The following is a 25,663-nucleotide window of genomic DNA, read 5'->3' on the forward strand; positions in this document are numbered from 1 at the left end:
GCGGGGTACGGTTGCCCGATGACGCGACCGCTCGCCTTCCCCGCCGTCGAGCGCCGGGTCGATCTCGACGGCGCCGTGTTCCGCGTCCTCACCACGGAGTCGTCGGCCGCCGATCCCGGCGTCCCGTTCGTGCTCGTCCACGGGATCGGCATGTCGCACCGATACCTGACGAAGCTGCACGCGCGGCTGGCCGAGGAGGCCGACGTGCACTCGATCGATCTGCCCGGGTTCGGGGGGCTGCCCAAGCCGGGGCGAGACCTCGACATCCCGGCGATGGCCGAGTTGCTCGGCACGGTGCTCGACGGGATCGACAGCGGCCCGGTGGTGCTCGTCGGCCACTCGATGGGAGCGCAGTGGGCGGTCGAGCTCGCCGCGCAGCGCCCCGATCTCGTCCGGGGCGTCGTCGCGATGGGACCGGTCGCCGACGAGAGGCATCGCTCGCTCCCCGCACAGGCCCTCGCCCTGACGATCGAGTCGTTCGGAGAGCCGCCGGCGATCAACTATCGGGTGTTCAGCGACTACGTGCGGTGCGGGCCGCGGTGGTACCTCACGCAGGTGCGGCACATGCTGTCGTATCCGATCGAGGAGCGCGTGGCGGCGGTGACCGCGCCGGTCCTGGTGCTGCGCGGCGGGAGCGATCCGGTGGCCGGGCTCGACTGGTGCCGGCGTCTGCGCGACGCCGCCGTCGACGGGATGCTCGTCGAGGTGCCCCGGCACCACCACGTGGTGCAGCAGACGGCGCCGCGGTCGGTCGCCTCCGCCATCGACGTCTTCGTCGCCGAGCGCGTCGAGGGTCGAGGGTGAATCCGCTTCGCGTCCCGGTCTGGTGGGCGAGGGACTACGCCTACGCCGTCGTGTGGCAGGTGCGTGCGTTCTTCCATCGCACCGACCCCGCGATGTTCCTCTCCGGCGACCGCACGCCGATCGTGGTGCTGCCCGGCGTATACGAGACGTGGAAGTTCATGCAGCCGTTGATCGAGGAGCTGCACGGGCGCGGGCACCCGGTGCACGTCATCGATCTGCTGCGGCGCAACGAGCGCCCGGTGGTCGAGATGGCCGAGCGCGTGACGGAGTACCTCGAGCAGCACGACCTCTCCGACGTGGTGCTCATGGCGCACAGCAAGGGGGGTCTGGTCGGCAAGCAGGCGATGGCGTTCGGCCCCGCTGCCGGCCGGGTGCGGGGGATGCTCGCCGTCGCGACCCCGTTCGGCGGTTCGAGCTATGCCCGGCTCATGGTGCTCGCGCCGACGTTGCGGATCTTCTCCCCGCGTGACGCGACGATCCGTGCACTCGCGCGGGAGACGGCCGTGAACGCGAGGATCGTGTCGGTGTACGGGCGGTTCGATCCGCACATCCCCGAGGGCAGCGAGCTGGCCGGGGCGAAGAACGTGCGGCTCGAGACGGGCGGCCACTTCCGCATCCTCGCCCACCCCCGGGTGCTGGCCGAGCTCGCCGTGCTCGCCGACTGACGGCTCCGCGCCGCATCCGATCGTCGAACCGGTGGGGGGTAGCGTCGAGGTATGGCGACACGGATGCTGCTCATCTCCGACACGCACATCCCGGGCCGGGCGCGGGTGCTGCCCGCGGCGGTGGTGAAGGCCGCCGACGAGGCCGACCTCATCGTCCACGCCGGCGACTGGGTGAGCGAGGGCGTGCTCGACGAGCTGCAGCGCCACGGCGAGGTGCTCGGGGTGTGGGGCAACAACGACGGCGACGACCTCCGCGCGCGCCTGCCCGAGATCGCCCGGCGCGAGATCGAGGGCGTGCGGTTCGCCGTGATCCACGAGACGGGCGACGCCAGATCGCGGGAGCGCAGGATGCCCGTCGCCTTCCCCGACACGGACGTGCTCGTCTTCGGTCACAGCCACATCCCGTGGGACACCTCGGGCGGTGGGTTGCGCCTTCTCAACCCTGGCTCGCCCACCGATCGTCGTCGGCAGCCGCACCACACGTACATGACCCTCGTCGTCGACGACGGGGCCCTCGCGGACGTGCGGCTCGTCACCCTCTGAGGCCCTAGCCGCCCGCGGGCACCCTGGCAAGACGGGGGGCCGCAGCATCCGTCGTGCGTAGCCTCGGCAGAATGAGCGACACGAACGCACGAGGTACCGCCGTCATCACGGGCGGATCCGCAGGACTCGGCCGGGCCACCGTCCGCGAGCTGGCAGGTCGAGGGTGGGACGTGGTCGTTCTGGCTCGCGGCGAAGACGGCCTCGCGGCGACCGTCGCCGAGATCGAGGCCGCCGGGCGCCGGGGCCTGGGCATCTCGGTCGACGTCGCCGATGCCAAGGCGGTGGATGCTGCGGCAGCCCGCGTCGAGGAGGAGTTCGGTGGCATCGATCTCTGGATCAACAACGCGATGACCGGCACCATCTCGCCGTTCCTCGACACGACGGAGGAGGACTTCGAGCGCGCCACCGACGTCACCTATCTCGGCGTGGTCAACGGGACGCGCTCGGCACTGCGCCGGATGGTTCCGCGCGGTCGCGGTCACGTCATCCAGATCGGATCTGCTCTCGCCCATCGGGGGATCCCGCTGCAGGCGGCGTACTGCGGGGCCAAGCACGCGATCCACGGCTTCACCGACGCCGTCATCGCCGAGCTGTCGCACGACGGCATCCCGGTGGCGATCTCGATCGTCGACATGCCGGCTCTCAACACGGTGCAGTTCAACTGGGTGAAGTCCGACTTCGCCGAGCACCCGCAGCCCGTGCCGCCGATCTTCCAGCCCGAAGTGGGCGCGCGCGCGGTCGCCGACGTCGCAGACACCCCGCGCCGACGCACCTGGGTGGGCCTTCCCACGGTCGGCCTCGTTCTCGGAACGCGGTTCGCTGGTCGTTTCATGGACTGGTACCTCGCGAAGACGGCGTGGAGCGGTCAGCTCTCGCCCGACCACACCGACCCGCAGCTTCCGGCGAACCTGTACGAGCCGGTCGCCGGCGACCACGGCGCGCGCGGCATCTTCGACGACAAGGCCAAGTCGGGCAGTATTCAGACGTGGGCGATCCACCACCGGCGTCTGCTCGCGGGGGCCGGCGTCGCCGGATCCGCCGTCGCAGCCATCGGGGGAGCACTCGCACTACGACGGCGCTGATCACCGGATCGCCACTCGCTCAGCCGAAACGGGAGGAAATCGGATGTCTTCGAACGTACGCGTGCTCCACTGCTCACCCGACGACGTGTTCGCGGTGATCGCGAACGGCTGGCTGTTCCCTTCGTGGGTGGTGGGTTCGTCGCGCATGCGCGAGGTCGACGACGCGTGGCCGGAGGTGGGGTCTCACCTCCACCACTCGTTCGGAGTCTGGCCCGTCCTGATCGACGACACGACGGTGTCGCTGCACTGGGATCCGCCGCGTCGCGCGGTTCTTCGGGCGCGGGGATGGCCGGTGGGGGAGGCCCTCGTGACGGTCGATGTCAAACCCCGCGGAGACGGGTGCGTCGTGCGCATCCAGGAGGAGGCCGTCGCCGGGCCCGGGAAGCTCGTGCCCGACGCCCTGATGGACATCGGGCTCCACATCCGCAACGCCGAGACCCTCCACCGTCTCGCCTACCTCGCCGAGGGACGCGCGCTCCACGCCCGATCCTCGACCGCGGAGCGCGAGATCGCCGAGGACGGCGAGTGACCGACGAGTTCGACGCGATCGTCGTCGGGTCGGGTCCCAACGGCCTCGCGGGAGCCGTGACGCTGGCTCGAGCGGGACTGCACGTGCGCGTGTACGAACGCGCGTCGCTCATCGGCGGCGGGGCCTCGACGACCGAGCTGACGCTCCCCGGTTTCCTGCACGACGTCTGCTCCGCGGTGCACCCCATGGCCTTCGAGTCGCGGTTCTTCCGCGAGTTCCAGCTCGGCTCGCGCGTCGATTTCGTCGTACCCGAGGTCTCGTACGCCCACCCCCTCGACGGTGGGCGCGCGGGTCTGGCGTACCTCGACCTCGCCCGCACGGTCGAGAGCCTCGGACGCGACGGCGCCGCCTACGACCTGCTCATGCGCCCGTTGGCCGAGCGCGCGTCGCGGGTGGCGGAGTTCACCGGGTCGACGCTGCTGCGCGTACCGCGGCATCCGGTCACCGTCATGAACTTCGGTCTGCGCGCGATCGCCCAGGGCGGTCCGTGGTGGAACGCCCCGTTCCGCGAAGAGACCGCCCCCGCGATGATCACGGGCGTGGCGGCGCACACGATCCTCCACCAGCCCAGCCTCGCGGCGGCCGGCGCGGGCCTCGCGCTCGCCGCCTACGGCCACGCGCGGGGGTGGCCGATCCCGCGCGGCGGCAGCCAGGCGATCGTCGACGCGATGGTCGCCGACCTTGTCGCCCACGGGGGCGAGGTCGTGACCGACCACGAGGTGACATCGCTCGACGAGCTGCCCTCGTCGCGGGTGGTGCTGCTGGACGTCACCCCCGATGCGTTCGTGCGGCTCGCGGGAGATCGGATGCCGCGGTCCTACCGCGCGAAGATGGAGCGCTTCCGCTACGGCGGCGGCGTCGCGAAGGTCGACTTCGCCCTGTCCGAGCCCGTGCCCTGGACCCATCCGGACGTGCGACGGGCCGGAACGGTGCACGTCGGCGGCACGCGCGCGGAGGTCGCCGAGGCGGAGAACGACGTCTCGCGCGGCAGGCTCCACGAGCGTCCCTACGTGCTGGCCGCGCAACCGTCCCTGTTCGACGCGGGACGCGCCCCCGAGGGCGCCCACACGCTCTGGACCTACACGCACGTTCCCGCCGGCAGCGACGCCGACCGCGCCGAGGCCGTGATCGGGCAGATCGAGCGCTTCGCGCCGGGCTTCCGCGACACCATCCTCGCGACGAGTTCGCGGTCGGCGGTCGACGTCGCCAGCTACAACCCGAACTACCCCGGGGGCGACATCTCCGCGGGAGCGCCGACCTTCGATCAACTCCTGCGGCGTCCCGTGCTGAGCTCCGACCCGTGGCACACGCCCGTGCCCGGGGTCTACCTCTGCTCGGCGTCCGTCAGCCCCGGCCCGGGCGTCACCGGGCTGGTCGGTTGGCGCGCCGCGCTCAGCGCGCTCCGCCACGATTTCGGCACGCGGGCGGAGCCGTCGCTGGCGCCGTTCTGAGCTCGTCTCGACGGTCGGGGATCCCGGTTCCCGGCGCGCCCCACGACCCCCATAATGGAGCCATACGGCGGTCTCAGCCGGGGGAGATGAGGGGTCGCGGATGCCGTTCCGAAGCCAGGACACGCTGCAGGAGTGGCTCGACGAGTTCCACGCCCTCGGCTACCCGGTGACGGGCACGTTGAAGGTGCTCCCGCAGGACGGTGAAGACGGCTCGAACACCGGACTGGTCGCGGTGAGCCTTCACAACGCGTCGACCGTGACCTACATCCAGCCCGAATCGCAGGGGTCGCATCGCTGGGTCGTCACCCTCGAGCCGCGGGAGGATGCCGTGGTTCTCGACGCGGCGGGTCTGCACGGCCTCGCGTCCGAACTCTCGATCGCGTCCGTCCTGTGCTCGTTCCTCCAGGCGAAGTCGCAGAGCGTCTCGGGCTGATCGAGCGGCCCGGCGTCAGGACGCGCGGGCCATCGACGCGACGGCGGCGGTGAAGTCGTCGAGCGTGCGGGCGAAGTGGGCGGTGTGCTCGCGGTCGCCGGCGGCGACGGCCCGGTCGAAGTCGTTGTCGAACTGCTGCAACGCCGACCACGGCAGCTCGCCGAGGTCGACCGTGACGGTGATGCGGTTCACGCGCCGGTCGTCGGGGTCGACGTCTCGCCGCACGGCCTCACGCTCGACGAGCCGATCGATGAGGGTGGTCACTCCGGCGGAGGTGATGCCGAGGTACTCCCGCAGCTGCGTCGGTCGCGCGCCCGGGTTGTCGGCGATGAACAGCAGCGCGCGGGCGTCGAGTTCGCCGATCTTCAGCTCGCGGCGCGCCTCGATCATCGCGGCGTGACGAGCATCGACGTACTTCTGCAGAGCGCGCCGGAGGGGTGACGGTGTCAGTGACTTGCTCACGCGTCCTCCTTCTGTTCGTTCGGGCGACCGCGCCCACGTTATCAGCATAGGTAGTGAGCCGAAGATGTAAAGAGATTAGCTAAATTACTGAGATAACTGTACTGTTCTTCATGAGGGTCCCGCCCCGGAGGGGTGACAGCCGCCGGCGGTCGCACATGACGCAACGGACCGCTTGACCGCGCAGACTCGCGCGCTGAACGAAGGAGCATCCGATGGGCAAACTGTTCTACGGCAGCACGGACCAGCCGATCGAGATGCCCGACCGCGTGCTCGCCCACGTCAAGGTCGTCGTGGCCACGAAGCTCCGCCGCGGTGAGAGCTTCACGCTGTCGTGGCGACACGACGCCGGAACCCCTCGCGGTCGCTCGACGATCTGGATCCAGCCGTCGATCCCCCTGCGTTTCGTCTTCACCTCGTCCGAGCCGGAACTGCTCGATCCCGAGCACCTCAAGAGCCTGGCCAACGACGCCAGCTCGACGGCGGGCCTGATCGTCGATTTCGACGCGTTCGCCGATGAGGTCGTCGAGACCCGCGCACCGCGCACCCGCCGCTCCGCGAAGGTCTGATCGCCGCCGAACCCGCGCTACCCCGCGGGGTGCGGGGTGTGTACTGTGGGTGTGTGCTGAACTGTCGCTGTTGTCGCTGAGCTCTCTACTTTCACCGACCCCGACAGATCTCCGCGCCCTCCGCGCGGCTCACCCCAGGAGCACTCCGTGCGATACGCCCGCACCGTCACCGACCTCGTCGGCAACACCCCTCTCGTCCAGCTCAACCGGGTCACCGACGGCATCCGTGCCACGGTGCTCGCGAAGGTGGAGTATTTCAACCCCGGTGGATCGTCGAAAGACCGTATCGCCGCCAACATCATCGATGCAGCCGAGCGCGACGGGCTCCTTCGCCCGGGCGGCACCATCGTGGAGCCGACCAGCGGCAACACCGGCGTCGGGCTCGCCCTCGTCGCGCAGCAGCGGGGATACCGCTGCGTCTTCGTCGTGCCCGACAAGGTCGCCGAGGACAAGCGCGCGGTGATGCGGGCCTACGGCGCCGAGGTCGTGGTGACACCGACCGACGTCGACCCGGAAGACCCGCAGTCGTACTACAACGTCTCCGACCGCCTGGTCTCCGAGATTCCCGGAGCGTACAAGCCCAACCAGTACGCCAACCCGAACGGGCCCCGCAGCCACTACGAGTCGACCGGGCCTGAGGTCTGGCGCGACACCGACGGACGGGTGACGCACTTCGTCGCCGGCGTCGGCACGGGCGGCACCATCACCGGCACCGGCCGATTCCTGCGTGAAGCATCCGGCGGGAGCGTGCGCATCGTCGGCGTCGACCCCGTCGGCTCCATCTACACCGGCGGCCCGGTGCACGGCTACGACGTCGAAGGCGTCGGCGAAGACTTCTGGCCGCCCGCCTACGATCCCGGCGTCGTGGACGAGCTGCACCGGATCCCCGACGCCGAGTCGTTCGCGATGACGCGGCGCCTGGCACGCGAGGAGGGGCTGCTCGTCGGCGGTTCCAGCGGCATGGCCGTCGTCGGCGCCCTCCGCGCCGCGCGCGACCTGCCCGAGGACGCCGTCGTGGTCGTCCTCCTCCCCGACCACGGTCGCGGTTATCTCAGCAAGGTCTTCGACGACGACTGGATGACGGCGCGCGGGTACGCGATCGACGCCCCGCCGTCCGCCGCATCCACCCCCGCAGCATCCGCACCCGAATCGGAGAACCGCTCATGACCACCGAGAACATTCGCGGATTCGACAGCCTGGCCGTGCATGCCGGCCAGGAGTTCGACCCGGCGACGGGCGCGGTCATCCCGCCCGTGCACTTCTCCACCACCTACGCGCAGGACGGCGTCGGGGGCCTGCGCCAGGGATACGAGTACGGGCGCAGCGGCAACCCGACCCGCACCTCGCTGCAGACGCAGCTGGCGGCGATCGAGGGCGGGCGCCACGCGCTGTCGTTCGCCTCGGGCCTTGCCGCCGAAGACGCGCTTCTGCGGGCCGTGCTGCAGCCCGGCGACGAGGTGCTGCTCGGCAACGACGTCTACGGCGGCACCTACCGCCTCATCGCCCGCATCCTCGGTCCGTGGGGAGTGAAGCTGCGCGTCGTCGACATGAGCGACGCCGATGCCGTCGCCGCGGCCATCGACCAGCGCGCGCCGAAGATCGTCTGGGTCGAGACCCCCAGCAACCCGTTGCTGCGGATCACCGATATCGCCGAGCTCGCCCGCGTCTCTCACGCCGCCGGTGCCCTGGTCGTCGTCGACAACACGTTCGCCTCGCCGGCGCTGCAGCAGCCCCTCGCCCTCGGCGCCGACGTCGTGGTGCACTCCACGACGAAGTACCTCGGCGGTCACTCCGACGTCGTCGGCGGGGCGCTCGTGCTCAACGACGACGAGCTCGCCGAGAAGGCGAAGTTCCTGCAGTTCGCGGCCGGCGCGGTCTCCGGTCCCCTCGACGCGTGGCTGACGACGCGCGGCATCAAGACGCTCGGCATCCGCATGCAGCGGCACAGCGAGAACGGTCAGGCCGTGGCCGACTTCCTCGCCGGTCACGGCGCCGTCGCCCGGGTGTACTACCCGGGACTCGCCTCGCACCCCGGCCACGAGATCGCCGCCCGCCAGATGTCGGCGTTCGGCGGCATCGTCTCACTCGCCCTGGCGGATGCGGCGGCCGCCCGCCGTTTCGCGGAGTCGACGCGGGTCTTCACCCTCGCCGAGTCGCTCGGCGGCGTCGAGAGCCTGCTGAACTACCCCGACGAGATGACGCACGCGTCGGTGCGCGGCACGGAGCTCGCCGTCCCCGAAGAGGTCATCCGTCTCTCGGTCGGCATCGAGTCGGTCGAGGACCTGCTCGCCGACCTCGAGCAGGCGCTCGCGGGTCTCTGACGCCGCATCCACACGACAACGCCCCGATCCACACCCCGCTGCGGCGGGGGAGAGTGGATCGGGGCGTTTCGGTGTGGAGCCGGCTCAGGCGTCGAGCGCCGCGGCGGCCTGCGCGGTCGATGACGACACCGGCACGAGACGCGCGAGCTGCGTGACGTGGCGCGGCTCGAGCTCGTCGAGGCTCGAGACGCCGAGGAGGGCCATGGTGCGCTCGATCTCGGTGCGGAGGATGGCGATCGTGCGGTCGACGCCCGCGCGCCCGCCGGCCATGAGGCCGTAGAGGTAGGCGCGGCCGATCAGAGTGAACTTCGCGCCGAGGGCGACGGAGGCGACGATGTCGGCGCCGTTCATGATGCCGGTGTCGACCATGACCGTGGCGTCTGCGCCGACCTCGCGCACGACGTGCGGGAGGAGGTGGAACGGGATGGGCGCGCGATCGAGCTGGCGCCCGCCGTGGTTGGACAGGATGATGCCGTCGACCCCGGCGTCGATGAGCCGCTTCGAGTCCTCCACGTTCTGCACGCCCTTCACGACGAGCTTGCCGGGCCACATCGAGCGGATCACGTCGAGGTCGTCGTAACTGATCGTCGGATCCATGGCCGCGTTCAGCAGCTCGCCGACCGTGCCGCCGGTGGTCGAGAGCGACGCGAACTCGAGCTTGGGCGTGGTGAGGAAGTCGATCCACCACCACGGGCGGGGAATCGCGTTCACGATCGTGCCTACGGTGAGCTGCGGCGGGATGGAGAACCCGTTGCGCTTGTCGCGCAGCCGTGCGCCGGCGATCGGGGTGTCGACGGTGAACTGCAGGGTGTCGAAGCCGGCCTTCGCTGCGCGCTCCACGAGCCCGTAGGAGATGTCGCGGTCACGCATGACGTAGAGCTGGAACCAGTTGCGTCCGGTCGGGTTGGCACGTCTCACGTCTTCGATGGACGTGGTGCCGAGCGTGGAGAGCGTGAACGGGATGCCGGCGGCGGCCGCGGCGCCCGCTCCCGCGCTCTCGCCCTCGGTCTGCATGAGACGCGTGAACCCGGTCGGTGCGATGCCGAAGGGCAGGGCGCTGGGGCCCCCGAGGATCGTCGTGGAGGTGTCGACGTCGGCGGCGGGACGCAGCACGTCGGGGTGGAACTCGATGTCGCGGAACGCCTGTCGCGCGCGTTCGAGCGAGAGCTCGCCCTCCGCGGCGCCGTCGGTGTAGTCGAAGGCGGCCTTCGGCGTGCGGCGCTTCGCGATGACGCGGAGGTCGTCGATCGTCAGCGCCGACTCGAGGCGGCGACGCTTCAGATTCAGGTCGGGCTTCTTGAACTGCATCAGTTCGAGGAGCTCGCCGACCTGGGGGAGTTGGCGCGTGACCATGGGATGTCCTTCGGTTGGATGTGGTCTGACCACACTCTACGCGGAGAGAGGGCGCAACGGGTCAGATTCTCGGATCGAATCGGCGAGGGCAGCGATGGCGCCGCCGGTCTCATACCAGGCGAGACATCGCGGGCGGCGACCGCGGCGAGAGGGGTGACCGGATACCGCGAGACCCCCGTATTTCGAGGGCCTGTGCGTCTGCTGGACATACGCGGAGACATACCCGGGCGGGTATGAGCGTGCGCGTAGTGTCGGCTACAGCGATCGGCAACCGGCCTTTGGCTTCCCCCCCTCCAGCGATGCCCCCGCGTCGCTGCCGATCGACAGGAGCCCCACGTGGCATCACCCGTCGTCGCAACGACTTCCCCCACCTCGACTCTCGGCCCCGTGCGTACGACCTACGCCACGACGAAGGACTTCCCGCCCGTCGCGAAGGCCTACACCCAGGTCTCGCAGGTGGTGAAGGAGACGGGTCTGCTCCGCCGGGCACCGCTGTTCTACGCGCTCGTGGGCACCGCGATCGTGCTCGGCTTCGCCGGCGCGATCACCGGTTTCCTCCTCCTGGGCGACTCCTGGTTCCAGCTGCTCATCGCCGCCGCCCTCGGAATCCTGTTCACCCAGGCGGCCTTCATCTCGCACGAGGCCGCTCACAAGCAGATCTTCGCGTCGGGCAAGGCGAACGATCGCCTCGCGCGCTTCATCGGCCCCGGCATCGTGGGTATGAGCTACACCTGGTGGGACTCGAAGCACTCCCGCCACCACGCCAACCCCAACCGCGTCGGCAAAGACCCCGACATCGAGATCGACACGATCTCGTTCATCGAAGAGGATGCGGCGAAGGCCCGGGGCATCGTCAAGCTCATCACCCGCAAGCAGGGCTACCTGTTCTTCCCGCTGCTGACGCTCGAGGGCATCAACCTGCACTTCCTCGGCATCAAGCACAACCTCGCGCGCGGACCGGTTCCGCGTCGCTGGGAGGAACTGACCCTCATCCTGCTGCGTCTCGCCGTCGTGATCGTGCCGGTCTTCCTGCTCCTGCCCCTCGGTATGGCGTTCGCCTTCATGGGCGTGCAGCTCGCGGTCTTCGGCATCTACATGGGTGCGGCGTTCGCTCCGAACCACAAGGGCATGCCGATCATCGACCCCAACGCGCGTCTCGACTTCTTCAGCAAGCAGGTGCGTACCTCCCGCAACGTCGCCGGCGGCTGGTGGGCCACCGCGCTCATGGGCGGCCTCAACTACCAGGTCGAGCACCACCTCTTCCCGAGCATGGCTCGTCCCCACCTCGCGCAGGCTCGCGAGATCGTCATCGAGTACTGCCGCACCTTCGACGTGCCGTACACCGAGACGAGCCTCATCAAGTCCTACGCGATCGTCATCGAATACCTCAACCGCGTCGGCCTCGCCGCCGGCGGTGACCCCTTCGACTGCCCCGCGGCCGTCCAGATGGGTGCCTACCGCAAGGTCTGAGTCTCGACACAGAACCCGAGAACGGATGCTGCGCGCTCGCGCAGCATCCGTTCGTCGTTCACGGCGTGGATCTCTCGATGATGCGGCATCCGGTTTTGGAGCCGGCGCCCACGGCGCTCTAGGGTGAGAGGTAAGCCTCACCTAAGTCGGAGGAGAAGCGCCTCGGCGCCTTCCGATCGACATCGCCTCCTGCGGGTGCGGCTCGTCCCGCACCCACAGAAGGAAATCCATGCGCAACCGTCGTCTGACCGCCCTCGCCGTGCTCTCGGCCGCCGCAGCCCTCGTTCTCTCCGCCTGCAGCGCGGGGACCTCCGCGCCGACGACCGGCTCGTCGGGCGACTCCGCCGCGGGCTACCCCATCACGATCGAGCACGCCCTGGGCACGACGGTCATCGAGTCCAAGCCCGAGCGCGTCGCGACGGTGCAGTGGGCGAACCACGAGGTGCCCCTGGCTCTCGGCGTGGTTCCGGTGGGGATGGCTGCGGCGAACTTCGGCGACGACGACGGCGACGGCATGCTCCCCTGGGTCTCGGAGAAGCTCGCCGAGCTCGGCGGCGAGACGCCCGTGCTGTTCGACGAGACCGACGGCATCGATTTCGAGGCCGTGCAGAACACCGACCCCGACGTGATCCTCGCGTCGTACTCGGGACTGACGCAGGAGGATTACGACACGTTGAGCGAGATCGCCCCGGTCGTCGCCTACCCCGAAGCCCCGTGGTCGACGTCGTGGCGCGACGTGATCGAACTGAACGCCGCCGGGATGGGCATGGCGACCGAGGGCGACGCCCTCGTCGCGAGCATCGAGGACGAGATCGCCGACACGGTCGCCGAACACCCGCAGCTCGCCGGCAAGCGCACCATGTTCCTCACGCACGTCGACCCGACGGATCTCAGCAAGATCAGCTACTACACCCCCAACGACACCCGCGCGGCGTTCTTCGAGGACCTCGGTATGACCACGCCCCCGAGCATCATCGACGCGACGGGCGACAGCGACGTGTTCAACGGAACGATCAGCGCCGAGCAGATCGACGCGTTCGCCGACGTCGACATCATCGTCACCTACGCCGGAGACGGCGTCGTCGACGCGATCACGCAGAACCCCCTGCTCGCCCAGATGCCCGCGGTCGCCAACGGGGCGATCGTCGCGCTGGACGGCACCTCGCCCATCGGCACCGCGGCCAACCCGACACCGCTGGCGATCTCGTGGGTGCTGAACGACTACGTCGGGCTGCTCGCCGACGCAGCCGACAAGTCCTGAGTGTCCGCACCGTCCGCCATCGATTCGGGCGTCGCCGCCGTGCGGCGCCCGAATCGCGTGCGCCTGGGGTGGTTCGCGGTCGCCGTCGTGGCGCTCGGCGTCCTGGCGGCCGTCTCCATCGCCGTCGGATCCCGTGACGTCTCCTTCGACGATGCGATCGCGGGTCTGGCGGGATCGGTCGACAACCTGGGTCAGGCGGCGGTCGCCATCCGCCTCCCGCGCACGGCTCTCGCCATCCTGGTCGGGGCGGCGCTCGGGCTCTCGGGTGCGGTCATGCAGGGCGTCACCCGCAACCCGCTCGCCGATCCCGGCATCCTCGGGGTCAACACGGGTGCGTCGCTGGCCGTCGTCATCGGCATCGCGTGGTTCGGCCTGTCCTCCGCCGGCGGGTACGTCTGGTTCGCGATCGTCGGGGCCGCCGTCGCCGCCGTCTTCGTCTACACCGTCGGATCGCTCGGCCGTGGCGGAGCCACACCCCTCAAGCTCGCCCTCGCCGGCGCGGCCACCTCGGCCGCGCTCAGCTCGTTCGTCACAGCCGTCTACCTTCCCCGCGGCGACATCTCCGGCAACATCCGCTCCTGGCTGATCGGCGGCGTCGGCGGGGCGTCGTGGGAGACGATCGTGCAGGTGCTGCCCTTCCTCGTCGTCGGTCTCGTCATCAGCCTGGCGTCGGCGCGGAGCCTCAATTCCCTCGCCCTCGGCGACGATCTCGCCGCAGGACTCGGTGAGCGGGTCGCCGTGGCGCGGGCGGTCGCGGCGCTCGGCGCGGTGCTCCTGTGCGGCGCGGCCACCGCCATCGCCGGCCCGATCGCATTCGTCGGCCTCATCGTCGCGCACGCGAGCCGGCTGCTGGTGGGCGTCGACCACCGCTGGCTCCTGCCCTTCGCCACCGTCGGCGGTGCCTGCCTCCTGCTGGTCTCCGACGTCGTCGGGCGGGTCGTCGCGCGCCCCAGCGAGATCGATGCCGGCATCATCACCGCGCTCATCGGTGCCCCGCTGTTCATCGCGATCGTTCGGGGTCGGAAGGTGTCGTCGCTATGACCTCCTCCGTGTCCGCACCGTTCACCGCCGCCGATGTCGCCGCGGGGCGGTCTCGTCGTCACCGGCGGAGGAGATCGATCCTCGGCATCCTCGCGGCGCTCATCGTGGCGATCTTCGGTCTCAGCCTGATGGTCGGGCAGAGCTTCTACCCGCCCGGCGACGTGCTCGCCGTGATCTTCGGGCAGCCCGTCGACGGCGCTTCGTTCGCCGTCGGGCGGCTCCGCCTCCCCAGAGCCACACTCGGCCTGATCGTGGGGATGAGCTTCGGCCTCGCGGGCGTGAGCTTCCAGACGCTGCTGCGGAACCCCTTGGCCAGCCCCGACATCATCGGCATCACCGCCGGTTCCAGCGCCGCGGCGGCCTTCGCGATCGTCATCCTCGGGCTGGGCGGTATCGCCGTCTCGGCCTTCGCGATCGTCGCCGGCCTCGGCGTCGCGGTTCTGGTCTACGCCCTCGCCTTCTCTCGCGGGGGAGCGGGCACCCGCCTCATCCTGATCGGGATCGGGCTGGCGGCCATGCTCCAGGCCGTCACCCAGTACGTGCTCTCGCAGGCGGGTCAGTGGGACCTGCAGGAAGCACTGCGGTGGATCACCGGCAGCCTGAACGGAGCGACGTGGCAGGAGACCGTGCCGGCGTTGATCGCGCTCGTCGTGCTCGGCCCGCTGCTGCTGAGCCGATCGCGCGACGTCGCAGCGATGCAGCTCGGCGACGATACCGCCGCCGCCCTCGGCGTGCGGGTGGAGCGCACCCGGCTGCTCATCATCGTCGCGGCGGTCTGCCTCATCGCCTTCGCCACCGCCGCGACCGGCCCGATCGCGTTCGTGGCATTCCTCTCGGGCCCGATCGCCGCCCGGATCGTCGGACCGCTCGGTTCGCCGCTGCTGCCGGCGGCGCTCGTGGGCGGGCTGCTGGTCCTGACCGCCGACCTGGTCGGCCAGTACATGCTCGGCATGCGCTATCCCGTGGGCATCGTCACCGGGGTGCTCGGCGCCCCGTATCTCGTCTATCTCATCGTCCGCACCAACCGCGTGGGGGGCTCCCTGTGACCGCAACGCATTCTCTCGCCGTCGAGGCCGTCACCCTCGGCTACGGCGATCGCACCGTCGTCGCCGACCTCGATCTCTCGGTCCCGGCCGGGCGTATCACGGCGGTCGTCGGGCCGAACGCCTGCGGGAAGTCGACCCTGCTGCGGGCGATGTCGCGTCTGCTCGTGCCGCGGTCGGGCCGCGTCGTGCTCGACGGACGCGCCGTGCACCGCACGCCGGCGAAGGAGCTCGCCCGCACCCTCGGTCTGCTGCCGCAGTCGCCCATCGCGCCGGAGGGCATCACGGTCGCCGACCTCGTCGGACGCGGGCGCACGCCGCACCAGGGGCTGCTCACCCGCTGGTCGCACGACGACGACGTCGCGGTGGCCGAGGCGCTCGAGGCCACCGACACCGCGGTGCTCGCCGATCGAGCGGTCGACGAGCTCTCGGGCGGCCAGAGGCAGCGCGTGTGGATCGCGATGGCACTCGCGCAGCAGACCGACGTGCTGCTGCTGGACGAGCCCACGACGTTCCTCGACGTCAGCCATCAGGTCGAGGTGCTCGATCTGCTGACCGACCTCAACCGGGCACGCGGCACGACGATCGTGATGGTGCTGCACGATCTGAACCTCGCCGCGCGCTACTGCGACCACCTCATCGCGATGGCCGAGGGCGCGGTCGCCGCCGCGGGGACACCCGAGGCCGTTCTGACCGAGCAGACGGTGGAGCGGGTGTTCGGCATCCGCAGCCGGGTCATCTCCGACCCCACGTCGGGCCGACCCCTCATGCTCCCGATCGGTCGCCACCACGCGATCGTGTCGGAGCGGTGACGGCGACCTTCTCTCGCCGGGGTGCCGCGGCTCAGGCGTTCTTGTAGGACTTCAGACGGCTGAGCAGCGACGGCGCGGTGCGATCGAAGATGCGGCCCCCGACGATGATGCCGACGATGCACAGCACTGCCCCGAGCACGATGCCCACGATGACGGCGAGCCACGACCACAGGGGATCGCCGAGCGCGATGGCGAGCACGGCGAACACGATCTCGGGCGCGGCGAGGAGCCCGGCCACCAGCCAGAGCCCGATGCCGACGAGGCCCATCGTGAAGGTCGCCCCGGGCACGCGCTTGAACGGACTGTCGCCGGCGGCGGCGACCGGGATCACCAGCAGCGCCGAGCTGACGGCGCAGACGCCGTAGGCGGTCAGCAGCACGCCGAACGAGGCGCCGAGCACCGCGGGCAGCACCTCCCAGCGGCCCGAGATCCCGACGGTGACGACCGCGACGAGGAGCACGAGCGGCACCGCGACGGATGCTGCGGCGAGCGTGCGCCCGACGCGGTCCGCCCTCCCGCGGATGCCGGTCTGCAGGATGCCCGCGAACGCCGTGCCGTCGTAGGAGATGATCGTGTAGGGCGCGACGCCGACGAAGAACGCCGAACCGATCGCGGATCCCGCGAAGAACGGGCTCGTCAGATCGCCGCCGCTGTAGAACAGCACGAAGACCGGCACCAGCGGGGCGAGGAGCAGCTGCTGCAGGTAGCGGGAGTCGCGCACCCAGTAGGTGAGCGAGCGGGCCCAGGTCGCGCCGACGGGCCCGGTGGGGAGCCGGCCGAACCAGCCCAGCGAGCCCGACTGCACGCGGCGGGCGGATGTCTGCGACGGCGATGCGAGACCGGCCGTCAGGCTGCGGTTCCACAGCAGCCAGAGTCCCGCGAGGGTGGCGGCGGCGATGAGCAGCTTCACCAGCGCGGTCACCGGCGAGCCGGCCGCGAGGTCGCCGGGCACCGCCCACGCCGCGGCGAGCGGCGTCCACGAGAGGCCGTCGAGGATCGCGGCGAACTGCACGCCAGATTCGACGCCGGTACGGAAGAGCTGCGTCGCCCCGAGGAAGATCGGACCGGCGAAAAGGATCACCACGAAGGCGATGAGGCCGACCGTCTCCTGGGTGCGCCGACGACCGCCCAAGCCCGAGGCGAGCGAGGCGACCGTGCGCGACGCGACGACGCAGATGGCCACGCCGAGCGGCACGCACACGACCGCGGCGGCGGCGGCGAGGGGCCAGCGCCACCACGCGGTGAAGGTCGCGAGGCCCCCGAGCAGAGAGGCGAGGCCGGGGATGCCGGTGAGTCCCGCGACCGCGATCGCGATCATCATCCGCCCGGTGGTGAGGGGGAAGGGCGCGAGCTTGGCCGGATCGAGCGTCGTGTCGATTCCGGCGACGAACACGGGGCCGATGATCCAGCCGAGAGTGAGGATGGCGCCACCGGCGACGACGGCGTAGCGCGTCACATCCGCCCCCGCCGCTCCGGCGAAGAAGAGACCGACGGCGGCCATGAACAGCACGCCCAGCGCCCAGAAGGCGGTGATGATGAAACCGACGAGCTGCCAGGGGCTGCGCGAGAGGGTGTTGCCGAGGATGCGGAAGCGGATCCTCAGGAGCGTCGCAACCACTCGGGGCCCTCCGTGTGGTGTCGGCCGCCCACGAGCTCGACGAAGCGGTCCTGCAGGCTCTCGCCGCCGCGCACCTCGTCGACGGTGCCCGCGGCGAGGAGGCGACCGGCCCCGATGACGGCGACGTGGTCGCACATGCGCTGCACGAGGTCCATGGAGTGGCTCGAGACGATGACCGTGCCGCCGCCCTGCGTGTACCCGCGCAGGATGTCTTCGATGTTCGCGGCCGAGACCGGGTCGACCGACTCGAACGGCTCGTCGAGCACGAGCAGACGCGGGGCGTGCACGAGCGCGCACGCCAGGGCGATCTTCTTCGTCATGCCGGCCGAGTAGTCGACGACGGGGGTTCCGGCGGCTTCGCCGAGATCCATGATGCGCAGGAGGTCGGCGGTGCGCTGGCCGATCTCGTCGCGCGAGAGGCCGAACATCATGCCGGTATAGGTGACCAGCTGCTCGCCGGTGAGCCGGTCGAAGAGCTTCACGCCGTCGGCGAGGTTGCCGATCATCGCCTTCGCCTCGACCGGGTGGGCCCAGACGTCCACGCCGTGGATCGTGGCGGTGCCGGCGTCGGGGCGCAGAAGCCCGGTCGCCATCGAGAGCGTCGTGGTCTTCCCGGCTCCGTTAGGACCGACCAGCCCGTAGAACGAGCCCGTCGGAACGACGAGGTCGAGCCTGTCGACGGCGACCTTCTCGCCGAAGCGCTTGACGAGCCCGGAGAGCGCCATCGCCGGCACCCCCGCATCGGCTGGTGGGGAAGCGGTCACGGGGATCGGAAGATCGCGAGAGTCGGCCACCCTTCGAACCTAGCGGGGACGCACGCGCCGCCACCAGCGCTGCGGTCGCGGGTCGTCGTCGGAGGGGAGCGCGGATGCGGCGCTCTCCCGCGCTGCGCGACGATCCCGCCACGCGGTCACCTCCGCGTCGACGTCGTGCGTGGGGGTGACGACGGGAGGTCCGCCGAGCAGCTGCCGCCGCGCCTCGATGACGCGGCGGTTGAAGTCTTCGACGGCATCGCGGACCTCGTCCTCGCGCCGGAGTGCGTCGAGGCGCTCGGCCATCTCGGCGTGCTCGACCCGCAGCGTGAGCGCGGGAGGGCCGAGCCCGGTGATCTGCTCGGACGCGATCTTCCGGCGGATCCACCAATCGGGATCGTGGGTGTCGCCGAGCCCCGCCAGGGGCTTGCCCGCACCGGGGAGTCCGTCGAAGTCGCCGCGCCGGATCGCCTGCTGGATCGCCGTCTCGACGTAGGCGGCACGCTCGGCCGCGGTCGATCCCCGGGCGACATCGGCCTCGGGCTCCGCAGCATCCGGCGCCTCTCCCGCCGCGGCGGCATCGCGCGCCTGCCGATACTCCTGCGCGGCCTGCCGCGGATCGTCTCGCATGTTCTCTCCGGCTCCTCCCCGTGCTTCATCGAACAGAATGTGGCGCCCTCCTGCAAGTGACCCCATCGATTGCTGGGGGCGGATGCTGCGACCTGCCGCCCTCGTAGCGGATCGTCCTCGCGGGGTACCCACGGTGCGGATCTCGACGCTCAGGGTTCTCCCAGGGACGGCCCGAGTTCCGCGGCAGGACGCCGATCCCGGCCCGCCCGGAAATCCCGGTGCGGGCACATGAGAGAGCTCTCACCAATCCACTTCGCGCCTCGGGTCGGATGACCCCACATGCGGCGGAACTGCCGCAGACGGAACAGCAAGGAGACACCATGCGTACCCAGAAGAACACCCGTCTTGGAATCCTGGCCACCGCCGGAGTCGGCGTCGCCGGACTCGCGATCGCCGGTATCGCGCTCCCCGCCACGGCCGACACGACGACCACCGACGTCGACGCGTCGAACTCGTCGGCCACCTCGACCGACCTCACCTCGTCGCTCGGCGACTTCCAGGCCTGGGTCAGCGAGGTCATCTCCCTCACCGACAACGACGTCGCCCCCGTGACCGGTGTGTCGCCCGACACCACCATCGGCGACGTCAGCGTCATCGAGGGCCCGCTCGTCGGCGACGTGCTCTCGGGCAACCAGGCGCCGGTCGCCTCGGGCAATGACGTCTCCGCCCCCGTGGGCTCGGGCAACGACGTCTCGGCTCCGATCGACGCACCGATCGACGCCCCCATCGGATCGGGCAACGACACCAGTGTCGACGCCCCCGTCGGCAGCGGCAACGACACCGACACCTCGACCGGTGATGCGAACACCGACATCTCCAACGACGTCACCGACGTGGTCGACGGCGTGACCGGCGGAGTAGGCGCGACCGTCGACGGCGTGACCGGCACGCTGGGCCTCGGCGGACTGCTCGGCTGACCCATCCGCAGAATCCGACGGCGTCGCCCCTGCGGGGGCGGCGCCGTCGTCGCGTCAGGCGTCGCGGCGCTCGCCCTCCAGGCGTCGCAACCGTCGGCGAGCGAAGTCCTGTGCGCGGGGGCCCGAGCCCAGTGCGCGCGCCGAGACCGCGAGAACGATGCGCGTCAGCGTCACCATCGGAAGGGGCGAGCGTCGCAGGCCCAGCATCGCGCGCCACTCGCGCGGCAGCGACGCCACGGCCGCCTCGAAGAGCACGCGGTAGGCCAGACCCATCGCCCCGGTGAACGGCGGCTTTCGCAGGAAGCGCACGACCTCGTCGACCCGCTCGTCGCGGCGCAACTCGCCGCGCGAGCGGAAGCCCTCGAGCGCGGCTCGCAGCTGCGCCTCGCTGGTGGGAGGATCCGGCACCCGCATGAGCCTCCCCGCGGCCGCCCATTCGGCGACGTAGGCGTCGGCACCCCCGGGTATCGGGACCCCCCACATCTCGTGGCTGCGAAGGAACGCGTCGGCGAAGGCGAGGTGCACCCAGGTCACGAGGTCGGAGGCATCGGCGGTGTACCCGCGCACCGCGCCGTCGCCGGCGGTGTAGTCGCCCTTCACGCGGGTGTGCAGCCGACCGACCCGTGCGGTCTCGGCCTCCGCCTGGGTGCGTGAGCCGTAGGTGACGCAGATGACCCAGCGCACGGTGCCGCTCAGGCGGCCGATGGGGTCTTCCCGGTACCGCGACCAGTCGTGGACGCCCGCGAGCGCCCCCGGGTGGAGCGCCTGCACGAGCAGCGCACGGATACCCGCCACGAGGGTTCCCATGCCGCCGTGCACCACCCACGTCGCGCCGTCTTCGGGGAAGTACCCCGGGTCGTCACCGTCCTCGATCGCGAGCACCCACGGCGGGGTGCCGTCGGGGTCGCCGGCGAGCGCCGTCAGCATCCGCGAGCGCAGTCGTGTCGTGCGCGCGGACGGGCCGGATGCTGTCATCCTCCCAGCGTGCCATCGCCGCGCGCCGCGGGGGCGGGGTTCTCACGCCGTCGAACGACCTGCGTGCCGCGGCGCCGCATCCGCCCTTCCCTTCGCCGAGCCCGCACGGTCTCGCCGAACACGCACGCTCTGCGCGCCGGGGGCGTGCGCGCTCGGTGATCGCCGCGGGCTCGACGGGGCGCGAGGGCGCGGGGAGGGGGAGGAGAAGCTGGCGGGCTGAGGGTGGTAGCGGTAACATCGGGGAGCGGTCGACGGGGCCGCGCACGACGACGATGGAGCTTCCGTGAGCAGTACCGCCCTCACCCCCGAGATCCAGGACGCGGTCGAGGCGGTGCGAGCCGACGTGGCCCGCCTGCACGGCGAACTCGTCCGATACGGCCTGGTCGTCTGGACCGGCGGCAACGTCTCCGGGCGCGTGCCGGGTGCCGATCTCTTCGTGATCAAGCCCTCCGGTGTGTCGTACGACGACCTCGCCCCCGAGAACATGATCCTGTGCGACCTCGACGGCACCGTCGTGCCCGGCACCTCGGGGAGCGAGCGGAGCCCGTCGAGCGACACCGCCGCCCACGCCTACGTCTACCGCAACATGCCCGACGTCGGCGGTGTCGTGCACACCCACTCGACCTACGCCGTGGCCTGGGCCGCGCGGGGCGAGGAGATCCCCTGCGTGATCACGGGCATGGCCGACGAGTTCGGGGGTCCCATCCCGATCGGCCCGTTCGCCGTCATCGGCGACGACTCGATCGGTCGCGGCATCGTCGAGACCCTGCGCGGTCACCGCAGCCGCGCCGTGCTCATGCAGAATCACGGCCCGTTCACGATCGGCGTCTCGGCCAAGGATGCGGTGAAGGCCGCCGTCATGTGCGAGGACGCCGCGCGTTCGGTGCACATCGCGCGCGAGGCGGGGCCCCTCATCCCGATCCCGCAGGACCGGATCGACGCCCTCTACAACCGCTACCAGAACGTGTACGGCCAGAACTCGGACGCACGCCGATGACCGCCGCGATCGCCGGCGGTCGCGCCGTCCTCGGGATCGAGCTCGGCTCGACCCGCATCAAGGCGTGCCTCATCGACCCCGACGACCCGGCCACCGTGCTGGCGGTCGGCAGCTCGGACTGGGAGAACCGGTTCGAGAACCGCACGTGGACCTACTCGCTCGACGACGTGTGGTCGGGCCTGCGGGCGGCCTACGGCGACCTCGTCGCCGACGTACGGCGCCGCTACGGTCTCGCTCTCGGCGCGGTCGGCGCGATCGGCGTCTCGGCGATGATGCACGGCTACCTCGCCTTCGACGGCGAGGGCGAGCTGCTCGTGCCGTTCCGCACGTGGCGCAACACGTCGACCGGTCCCGCCGCGGCCGAACTCACCGACCTGTTCGGCACCAACATCCCGCTGCGGTGGTCGATCGCGCACCTCTACCAGGCGGTGCTCGACGACGAGCCCCATGTCGCCGATGTGAGGTTCGTCACGACCCTCGCCGGGTACGTGCACTGGCGGCTCACCGGCCGCCGCGTGCTGGGCGTCGGCGATGCCTCGGGCATGTTCCCGATCGACGCCACGACGAAGACCTACGACGAGCGGATGCTGCGGCAGTTCGGCGATCTGGTGGGCGACCGGGCGCTCGACCTCGCCGTCCTTCTCCCCGAGGTGCTCCCCGCGGGGGTGTCGGCCGGTGAACTCACCGCCGAGGGCGCCGCCCTGCTCGACCCGACCGGAGCACTCCGCCCGGGCGTCGTCCTCTGCCCGCCCGAGGGCGACGCGGGCACGGGCATGGTCGCGACCAACTCGGTCGCGCCGCGCACCGGGAACGTGAGCGCCGGTACGAGCATCTTCGCGATGGTCGTGCTCGAGCGGCCGCTCGAGAGCCTGCACCACGAGATCGACCTCGTCACCACCCCCGCGGGCGACCCGGTCGCGATGGTGCACTGCAACAACGGCGCGAGCGAGCTCGCCGCCTGGGTCGGGCTGTTCACGCGCTTCGCGGAGGCCGCGGGCACGCCCGTCGGGCCCGATGCGGCCTTCGACGCCCTCTTCCGCGAGGCGCTCACGGGAGCGGCGGATGCGGGAGGGCTCCTCGCCTACAACCATCTCGCCGGTGAGCCCATCGCGGGTCTCGACGAAGGCCGGCCGCTGTTCGTCCGCACCCCCGACAGCGCGTTCGACCTGCCGAACTTCATGCGGGCACAGCTCTATGGCGTGTTCGGCACCCTCGCCCTCGGCATACGCGTGCTGGACGGGGAGGGCGTGGCGCTCGATCGCATGTTCGCTCACGGGGGCATGTTCCGCACGGCCGGGGTCGCCCAGCGGTTCCTCGCCGGTGCGCTCGCCGCCCCGGTCTCGGTGGCCGAGACGGCCTCCGAGGGAGGGGCGTGGGGCATCGCCGTGCTCGCGGCCTACGCCGCGACCGCTCCCGAGATCGCGCTCGACGAGTACCTCGCCGACCGTGTCTTCGCGTCGGCCGCGTTCGAGACCGCCGCCCCCGATCCCGCCGACGTCGCGGGTTTCGCCGCCTACCTCGACCGCTACGCCGCCGGACTCGTCGTCGAACGGGCCGCCGTCGCCTCCCTCTGATCTCCGGGGGAGGGGCTCGTCGCCTGCTTCTCCGTGGCGTATCGGCGCCGACCGGTAAAGTTGCTTATCGCACGAGGAGTCTCCGAAGACAACGTCGAACACGCTCCGTTCCGCGGCTACGCGGCGTGGATCCGAGACAGGGTGGTAGGGGCATGCGAAGGCGCATCTTCGGGTGGGGACGGGTTGTGTCGTTGGCGAGCGCAGCGCTGGCGGCGGCCCTGGTGGCATCGCCCGCCGTCGCCGCGACGGACGCGGCGACGGATATCACGTGGTCGGTGACACCGGCGGCTGAGAGCGGCCCCGACGGTCGCAGCGTCGTCGAGCAGGAACTCGACGCGGGATCGTCGACGGACGACTACTTCGCCGTGCGCAACCTGAGTCAGTCGGAGGTCACCTTCCGACTGAGCGCAGCGGACGGCTACTACACGGATGCCGGCCGGTTCAACATGCTTCCCGCCGGCGCAGAGTCCGTAGACGCCGGCACGTGGATCGACATGCCGGAGACCGTCACGGTCGGAGCCGATGCCACCGCCGTCGTGAGGTTCACCACGACCGTGCCCGACGATGCGACCCCCGGCGATCACGCGGCCGGGATCGCCGCATCCGTTCTCTCGACCTCCACGGACGACGGCGGAGCACAGGTCGGGGTCGAGAGCCGGGTCGGATTCCGCGTGCTCACCCGGGTCACCGGTGAGATCACGCCGTCGGTCGACGTCGCGGCGGTGACGACCGCGTACGACATGTCGTGGAACCCCTTCCGGCCCGGTGCCGCGACGGTGTCGTTCGACGTCCGCAACACCGGCAACGCCAGCGTCTCGGTCGTCGGCCGGGTGGGAGCCGGGTCGGGATCGATGTCTTTCCCCGCATCCGACGAACCTCAGCAGCTGCTCCTCCCCGGCGACAGCCGCAGCTTCACCATCGTGGTGGGCGACGTCTGGCCGACGCTGTTCGTGCCCGCATCGATCTCGCTCACTCCCTCGGCGACCGATTTCGGGGGTGCACCCATCGACATGGCCCCCCTCGCGGTCGACGCGGCGATCTGGGCCGTTCCGATCCCGCAGCTGCTGCTGCTCCTGGGTGTCGCGCTCGTCCTGGTCGCCCTTCTCTGGGGGCGGCGGCGTTCCCGACGCCGGTTCGTGGCGGCGATCGCGGCGGCGCGCGAGGAGGGGATGGCCTCAGCCGGTGCACGCGCGAATGCCGAGGAACCAGCCCCGTTGACGAGGTCGGCCCTGCGGAGCGCCGAGCGCCGAGACCGCGACGGATGACCCAGCGCCCGCGTCCCAGCATCTACGACGTCGCGCGCCAGGCCGGGGTGTCGCACATGACGGTCTCGCGCGTCCTCAACGGTCACGCGAACATCCGCGACGCCACGCGCGCGCGGGTGCTGCAGGTCATCGACGAGATGAACTACACCCCCAGCCCCATCGCGAGGGCGCTCGCTACGCGTCGCGCTCATCGCATCGGCGTGCTGGTCGACGCCCCCGACCAGTACGGTCCGAACAGCACGCTGCAGGCGTTCGAAAGCGCCGCTCGCGTGGCGGGGTACGCCATCAGTACGTTCTCGGTCGCCGACGATGAGGGGTCGCCGATCGACTCCGGCGCGGCGGAGCTGGCCAACCAGGGTGTCGAGGCGCTGTGTGTGATCGCGCCGCGGGCGTCGTCGCTCGACCTGCTCCGCCGGCAGTCCACGGGCCTGCCGACCGTCGTGATCAAGTCAGAACGCGACGAGCAGTGGCACACGATCGGAGTCGATCAGCGTGCCGGCGCGGTCGCAGCGGTCACCCATCTGATCGAGCTGGGGCACACGTCGATCGCCCACCTGGCGGGACCGCTCGATTGGGTCGATTCCCGCGAGCGTGCCGAAGGATGGCGCCAGGCGCTGCACGACCACGGGATCCGGCCGGGTCCGACGGTCAGTGGCGACTGGACATCGGATTTCGGCTACGAGTTTGGCCGCCGGTTCGACATCGGCGAGACGACCGCGGTGTTCGCATCCAACGATCAGATGGCGCTCGGCCTGATCCACGGCCTCAGCGAGCGCGGTCTGCGCGTGCCGCACGACCTCAGCGTCGTGGGCTTCGACGACCTCCCCGACACGCGCCACTTCCTCCCGCCGCTGACGACCGTGCGTCAGGATTTCGCGGCTCTGGGCGATCTCGCCCTGCAACGGATCGTCTCGGCCATCGAGCACGACGGTGCGCCGCAGCACGACACGATCGAGCCGCATCTGACGGTGCGGATGTCGTCGTCCTCGCCGCCCACCGCCCCCGGCGGACGCTGACGTCGCGAGCAGCTCCGGGTCGGTCGGCGGGTGCTCGCCCCGAGCGCGGCGACGACTCCGGATGAACTCCGGCAATCGCTCGC

The 25,663-nt window shown here is 70.8% G+C and carries 26 protein-coding genes; 20 read left to right on the top strand and 6 right to left on the bottom strand.

What is annotated here, in order from left to right:
- Positions 1-18: 18 nt before the first annotated feature.
- The 7 genes from DEU34_RS01860 (at position 19) to DEU34_RS01890 (ending at position 5,507) form a co-directional block, all read left to right on the top strand.
- Positions 19-804, top strand: a complete 786-nt coding sequence (locus tag DEU34_RS01860; RefSeq protein WP_121148365.1) for an alpha/beta fold hydrolase — start codon at positions 19-21, stop codon at positions 802-804.
- On the top strand, positions 801-1,469 hold the full coding sequence (locus tag DEU34_RS01865; RefSeq protein ID WP_121148367.1) for a triacylglycerol lipase: 669 nt from the start codon (positions 801-803) through the stop codon (positions 1,467-1,469). The genes DEU34_RS01860 and DEU34_RS01865 overlap by 4 nt, the downstream gene beginning before the upstream one ends.
- A gap of 51 nt (positions 1,470-1,520) precedes the next feature.
- Positions 1,521-2,012, top strand: a complete 492-nt coding sequence (locus tag DEU34_RS01870) for a metallophosphoesterase (protein WP_121148370.1) — start codon at positions 1,521-1,523, stop codon at positions 2,010-2,012.
- A gap of 71 nt (positions 2,013-2,083) precedes the next feature.
- Positions 2,084-3,094, top strand: coding sequence for an SDR family oxidoreductase (locus DEU34_RS01875; protein ID WP_121148372.1), 1,011 nt, complete (start codon positions 2,084-2,086; stop codon positions 3,092-3,094).
- 43 nt (positions 3,095-3,137) lie between these two features.
- Complete coding sequence (locus DEU34_RS16400) at positions 3,138-3,623, top strand: SRPBCC family protein (RefSeq protein ID WP_121148375.1); 486 nt, start codon at positions 3,138-3,140, stop codon at positions 3,621-3,623.
- Positions 3,620-5,074, top strand: a complete 1,455-nt coding sequence (locus DEU34_RS01885; protein ID WP_121148377.1) for an NAD(P)/FAD-dependent oxidoreductase — start codon at positions 3,620-3,622, stop codon at positions 5,072-5,074. Before DEU34_RS16400 ends, DEU34_RS01885 begins: the two co-directional genes overlap by 4 nt.
- Positions 5,075-5,174: 100 nt before the next feature.
- Positions 5,175-5,507 carry a hypothetical protein gene (locus DEU34_RS01890; RefSeq protein ID WP_121148380.1) on the top strand — a complete coding sequence of 111 codons (333 nt, stop codon included), beginning with the start codon at positions 5,175-5,177 and terminating at the stop codon, positions 5,505-5,507.
- A 15-nt stretch (positions 5,508-5,522) separates the two neighbouring features.
- On the opposite strand, the gene DEU34_RS01895 is transcribed toward DEU34_RS01890, so the two are convergent.
- On the bottom strand, positions 5,523-5,969 hold the full coding sequence (locus tag DEU34_RS01895) for a helix-turn-helix domain-containing protein (protein ID WP_259460002.1): 447 nt from the start codon (positions 5,967-5,969) through the stop codon (positions 5,523-5,525).
- Between the two features lie 212 nt (positions 5,970-6,181).
- On the opposite strand from DEU34_RS01895, the gene DEU34_RS01900 reads away from it, so the two are divergent.
- The 3 genes from DEU34_RS01900 (at position 6,182) to DEU34_RS01910 (ending at position 8,856) form a co-directional block, all read left to right on the top strand.
- Positions 6,182-6,535 carry a hypothetical protein gene (locus DEU34_RS01900; protein ID WP_121148385.1) on the top strand — a complete coding sequence of 118 codons (354 nt, stop codon included), beginning with the start codon at positions 6,182-6,184 and terminating at the stop codon, positions 6,533-6,535.
- A 147-nt stretch (positions 6,536-6,682) separates the two neighbouring features.
- Complete coding sequence (locus tag DEU34_RS01905; protein WP_121148388.1) at positions 6,683-7,702, top strand: pyridoxal-phosphate dependent enzyme; 1,020 nt, start codon at positions 6,683-6,685, stop codon at positions 7,700-7,702.
- Entirely contained in the window at positions 7,699-8,856 is a 1,158-nt protein-coding gene (locus DEU34_RS01910; RefSeq protein ID WP_121148390.1) for a cystathionine gamma-synthase, read from the top strand. The genes DEU34_RS01905 and DEU34_RS01910 overlap by 4 nt, the downstream gene beginning before the upstream one ends.
- A gap of 84 nt (positions 8,857-8,940) precedes the next feature.
- Here the strand turns inward: DEU34_RS01910 and DEU34_RS01915 are convergent, their stop codons facing one another.
- Positions 8,941-10,209, bottom strand: coding sequence for an alpha-hydroxy acid oxidase (locus DEU34_RS01915; RefSeq protein WP_121148392.1), 1,269 nt, complete (start codon positions 10,207-10,209; stop codon positions 8,941-8,943).
- Positions 10,210-10,545: 336 nt separating this feature from the next.
- On the opposite strand from DEU34_RS01915, the gene DEU34_RS01920 reads away from it, so the two are divergent.
- From DEU34_RS01920 to DEU34_RS01940, 5 genes are all read left to right on the top strand, one after another.
- Positions 10,546-11,679, top strand: coding sequence for an acyl-CoA desaturase (locus DEU34_RS01920; RefSeq protein WP_259460003.1), 1,134 nt, complete (start codon positions 10,546-10,548; stop codon positions 11,677-11,679).
- 229 nt (positions 11,680-11,908) lie between these two features.
- Positions 11,909-12,940 (top strand): iron-siderophore ABC transporter substrate-binding protein, encoded by a 1,032-nt coding sequence (locus DEU34_RS01925; RefSeq protein WP_121148397.1) that lies wholly within the window; start codon positions 11,909-11,911, stop codon positions 12,938-12,940.
- Positions 12,941-13,981, top strand: coding sequence for an iron ABC transporter permease (locus tag DEU34_RS01930; protein WP_121148399.1), 1,041 nt, complete (start codon positions 12,941-12,943; stop codon positions 13,979-13,981). It begins immediately after the preceding gene.
- Positions 13,978-15,027 (top strand): iron chelate uptake ABC transporter family permease subunit, encoded by a 1,050-nt coding sequence (locus DEU34_RS01935; protein WP_121148402.1) that lies wholly within the window; start codon positions 13,978-13,980, stop codon positions 15,025-15,027. Before DEU34_RS01930 ends, DEU34_RS01935 begins: the two co-directional genes overlap by 4 nt.
- The gene (locus DEU34_RS01940) at positions 15,024-15,836 is read left to right on the top strand and encodes an ABC transporter ATP-binding protein (protein ID WP_121148404.1); all 813 of its coding nucleotides are present in this window, start codon (positions 15,024-15,026) and stop codon (positions 15,834-15,836) included. Before DEU34_RS01935 ends, DEU34_RS01940 begins: the two co-directional genes overlap by 4 nt.
- 31 nt (positions 15,837-15,867) lie before the next feature.
- Here the strand turns inward: DEU34_RS01940 and DEU34_RS01945 are convergent, their stop codons facing one another.
- The 3 genes from DEU34_RS01945 to DEU34_RS01955 form a co-directional block, all read right to left on the bottom strand.
- Complete coding sequence (locus DEU34_RS01945; RefSeq protein ID WP_121148407.1) at positions 15,868-17,454, bottom strand: hypothetical protein; 1,587 nt, start codon at positions 17,452-17,454, stop codon at positions 15,868-15,870.
- A complete protein-coding gene (locus tag DEU34_RS01950) occupies positions 17,436-18,179 on the bottom strand; it encodes an ABC transporter ATP-binding protein (RefSeq protein WP_116648377.1) in 744 nt (247 codons plus the stop codon). Before DEU34_RS01950 ends, DEU34_RS01945 begins: the two co-directional genes overlap by 19 nt.
- A 78-nt stretch (positions 18,180-18,257) precedes the next feature.
- The gene (locus tag DEU34_RS01955; RefSeq protein WP_121148410.1) at positions 18,258-18,836 is read right to left on the bottom strand and encodes a DUF1992 domain-containing protein; all 579 of its coding nucleotides are present in this window, start codon (positions 18,834-18,836) and stop codon (positions 18,258-18,260) included.
- Positions 18,837-19,156: 320 nt separating this feature from the next.
- Here DEU34_RS01955 and DEU34_RS01960 point away from each other — a divergent pair, with 320 nt between their 5' ends.
- Positions 19,157-19,753, top strand: coding sequence for a hypothetical protein (locus tag DEU34_RS01960; RefSeq protein WP_121148413.1), 597 nt, complete (start codon positions 19,157-19,159; stop codon positions 19,751-19,753).
- A gap of 54 nt (positions 19,754-19,807) precedes the next feature.
- Here DEU34_RS01960 and DEU34_RS01965 read toward each other — a convergent pair whose 3' ends face one another.
- Entirely contained in the window at positions 19,808-20,728 is a 921-nt protein-coding gene (locus tag DEU34_RS01965) for an oxygenase MpaB family protein (RefSeq protein ID WP_121148415.1), read from the bottom strand.
- A 283-nt stretch (positions 20,729-21,011) separates the two neighbouring features.
- Between DEU34_RS01965 and DEU34_RS01970 the strand changes: the two genes are divergently transcribed.
- The 4 genes from DEU34_RS01970 (at position 21,012) to DEU34_RS01985 (ending at position 25,580) form a co-directional block, all read left to right on the top strand.
- Positions 21,012-21,725: an L-ribulose-5-phosphate 4-epimerase gene (locus DEU34_RS01970; protein ID WP_121148417.1), complete on the top strand. Its 714-nt coding sequence runs from the start codon at positions 21,012-21,014 to the stop codon at positions 21,723-21,725.
- Positions 21,722-23,299 (top strand): xylulokinase, encoded by a 1,578-nt coding sequence (locus tag DEU34_RS01975; protein ID WP_121148419.1) that lies wholly within the window; start codon positions 21,722-21,724, stop codon positions 23,297-23,299. Before DEU34_RS01970 ends, DEU34_RS01975 begins: the two co-directional genes overlap by 4 nt.
- A 152-nt stretch (positions 23,300-23,451) precedes the next feature.
- Positions 23,452-24,564 carry a hypothetical protein gene (locus tag DEU34_RS01980; RefSeq protein WP_121148421.1) on the top strand — a complete coding sequence of 371 codons (1,113 nt, stop codon included), beginning with the start codon at positions 23,452-23,454 and terminating at the stop codon, positions 24,562-24,564.
- Entirely contained in the window at positions 24,561-25,580 is a 1,020-nt protein-coding gene (locus DEU34_RS01985; protein WP_121148423.1) for a LacI family DNA-binding transcriptional regulator, read from the top strand. The genes DEU34_RS01980 and DEU34_RS01985 overlap by 4 nt, the downstream gene beginning before the upstream one ends.
- Positions 25,581-25,663: the final 83 nt, after the last annotated feature.

It is taken from the genome of Microbacterium sp. AG1240, from assembly GCF_003635115.1.
In the GTDB taxonomy this organism is placed as follows: domain Bacteria; phylum Actinomycetota; class Actinomycetes; order Actinomycetales; family Microbacteriaceae; genus Microbacterium.

Coding starts and splice junctions, on each gene's coding strand:
- DEU34_RS01860 (WP_121148365.1), top strand. CDS start 19: ATGACGCGACCGCTCGCCTTCCCCGCCGTCGAGCGCCGGGTCGATCTC.
- DEU34_RS01870 (WP_121148370.1), top strand. CDS start 1,521: ATGGCGACACGGATGCTGCTCATCTCCGACACGCACATCCCGGGCCGG.
- DEU34_RS01875 (WP_121148372.1), top strand. CDS start 2,084: ATGAGCGACACGAACGCACGAGGTACCGCCGTCATCACGGGCGGATCC.
- DEU34_RS16400 (WP_121148375.1), top strand. CDS start 3,138: ATGTCTTCGAACGTACGCGTGCTCCACTGCTCACCCGACGACGTGTTC.
- DEU34_RS01890 (WP_121148380.1), top strand. CDS start 5,175: ATGCCGTTCCGAAGCCAGGACACGCTGCAGGAGTGGCTCGACGAGTTC.
- DEU34_RS01900 (WP_121148385.1), top strand. CDS start 6,182: ATGGGCAAACTGTTCTACGGCAGCACGGACCAGCCGATCGAGATGCCC.
- DEU34_RS01910 (WP_121148390.1), top strand. CDS start 7,699: ATGACCACCGAGAACATTCGCGGATTCGACAGCCTGGCCGTGCATGCC.
- DEU34_RS01915 (WP_121148392.1), bottom strand. CDS start 10,209: ATGGTCACGCGCCAACTCCCCCAGGTCGGCGAGCTCCTCGAACTGATG.
- DEU34_RS01925 (WP_121148397.1), top strand. CDS start 11,909: ATGCGCAACCGTCGTCTGACCGCCCTCGCCGTGCTCTCGGCCGCCGCA.
- DEU34_RS01935 (WP_121148402.1), top strand. CDS start 13,978: ATGACCTCCTCCGTGTCCGCACCGTTCACCGCCGCCGATGTCGCCGCG.
- DEU34_RS01950 (WP_116648377.1), bottom strand. CDS start 18,179: ATGGCGCTCTCCGGGCTCGTCAAGCGCTTCGGCGAGAAGGTCGCCGTC.
- DEU34_RS01955 (WP_121148410.1), bottom strand. CDS start 18,836: ATGCGAGACGATCCGCGGCAGGCCGCGCAGGAGTATCGGCAGGCGCGC.
- DEU34_RS01960 (WP_121148413.1), top strand. CDS start 19,157: ATGCGTACCCAGAAGAACACCCGTCTTGGAATCCTGGCCACCGCCGGA.
- DEU34_RS01965 (WP_121148415.1), bottom strand. CDS start 20,728: ATGACAGCATCCGGCCCGTCCGCGCGCACGACACGACTGCGCTCGCGG.
- DEU34_RS01975 (WP_121148419.1), top strand. CDS start 21,722: ATGACCGCCGCGATCGCCGGCGGTCGCGCCGTCCTCGGGATCGAGCTC.
- DEU34_RS01980 (WP_121148421.1), top strand. CDS start 23,452: ATGCGAAGGCGCATCTTCGGGTGGGGACGGGTTGTGTCGTTGGCGAGC.
- DEU34_RS01985 (WP_121148423.1), top strand. CDS start 24,561: ATGACCCAGCGCCCGCGTCCCAGCATCTACGACGTCGCGCGCCAGGCC.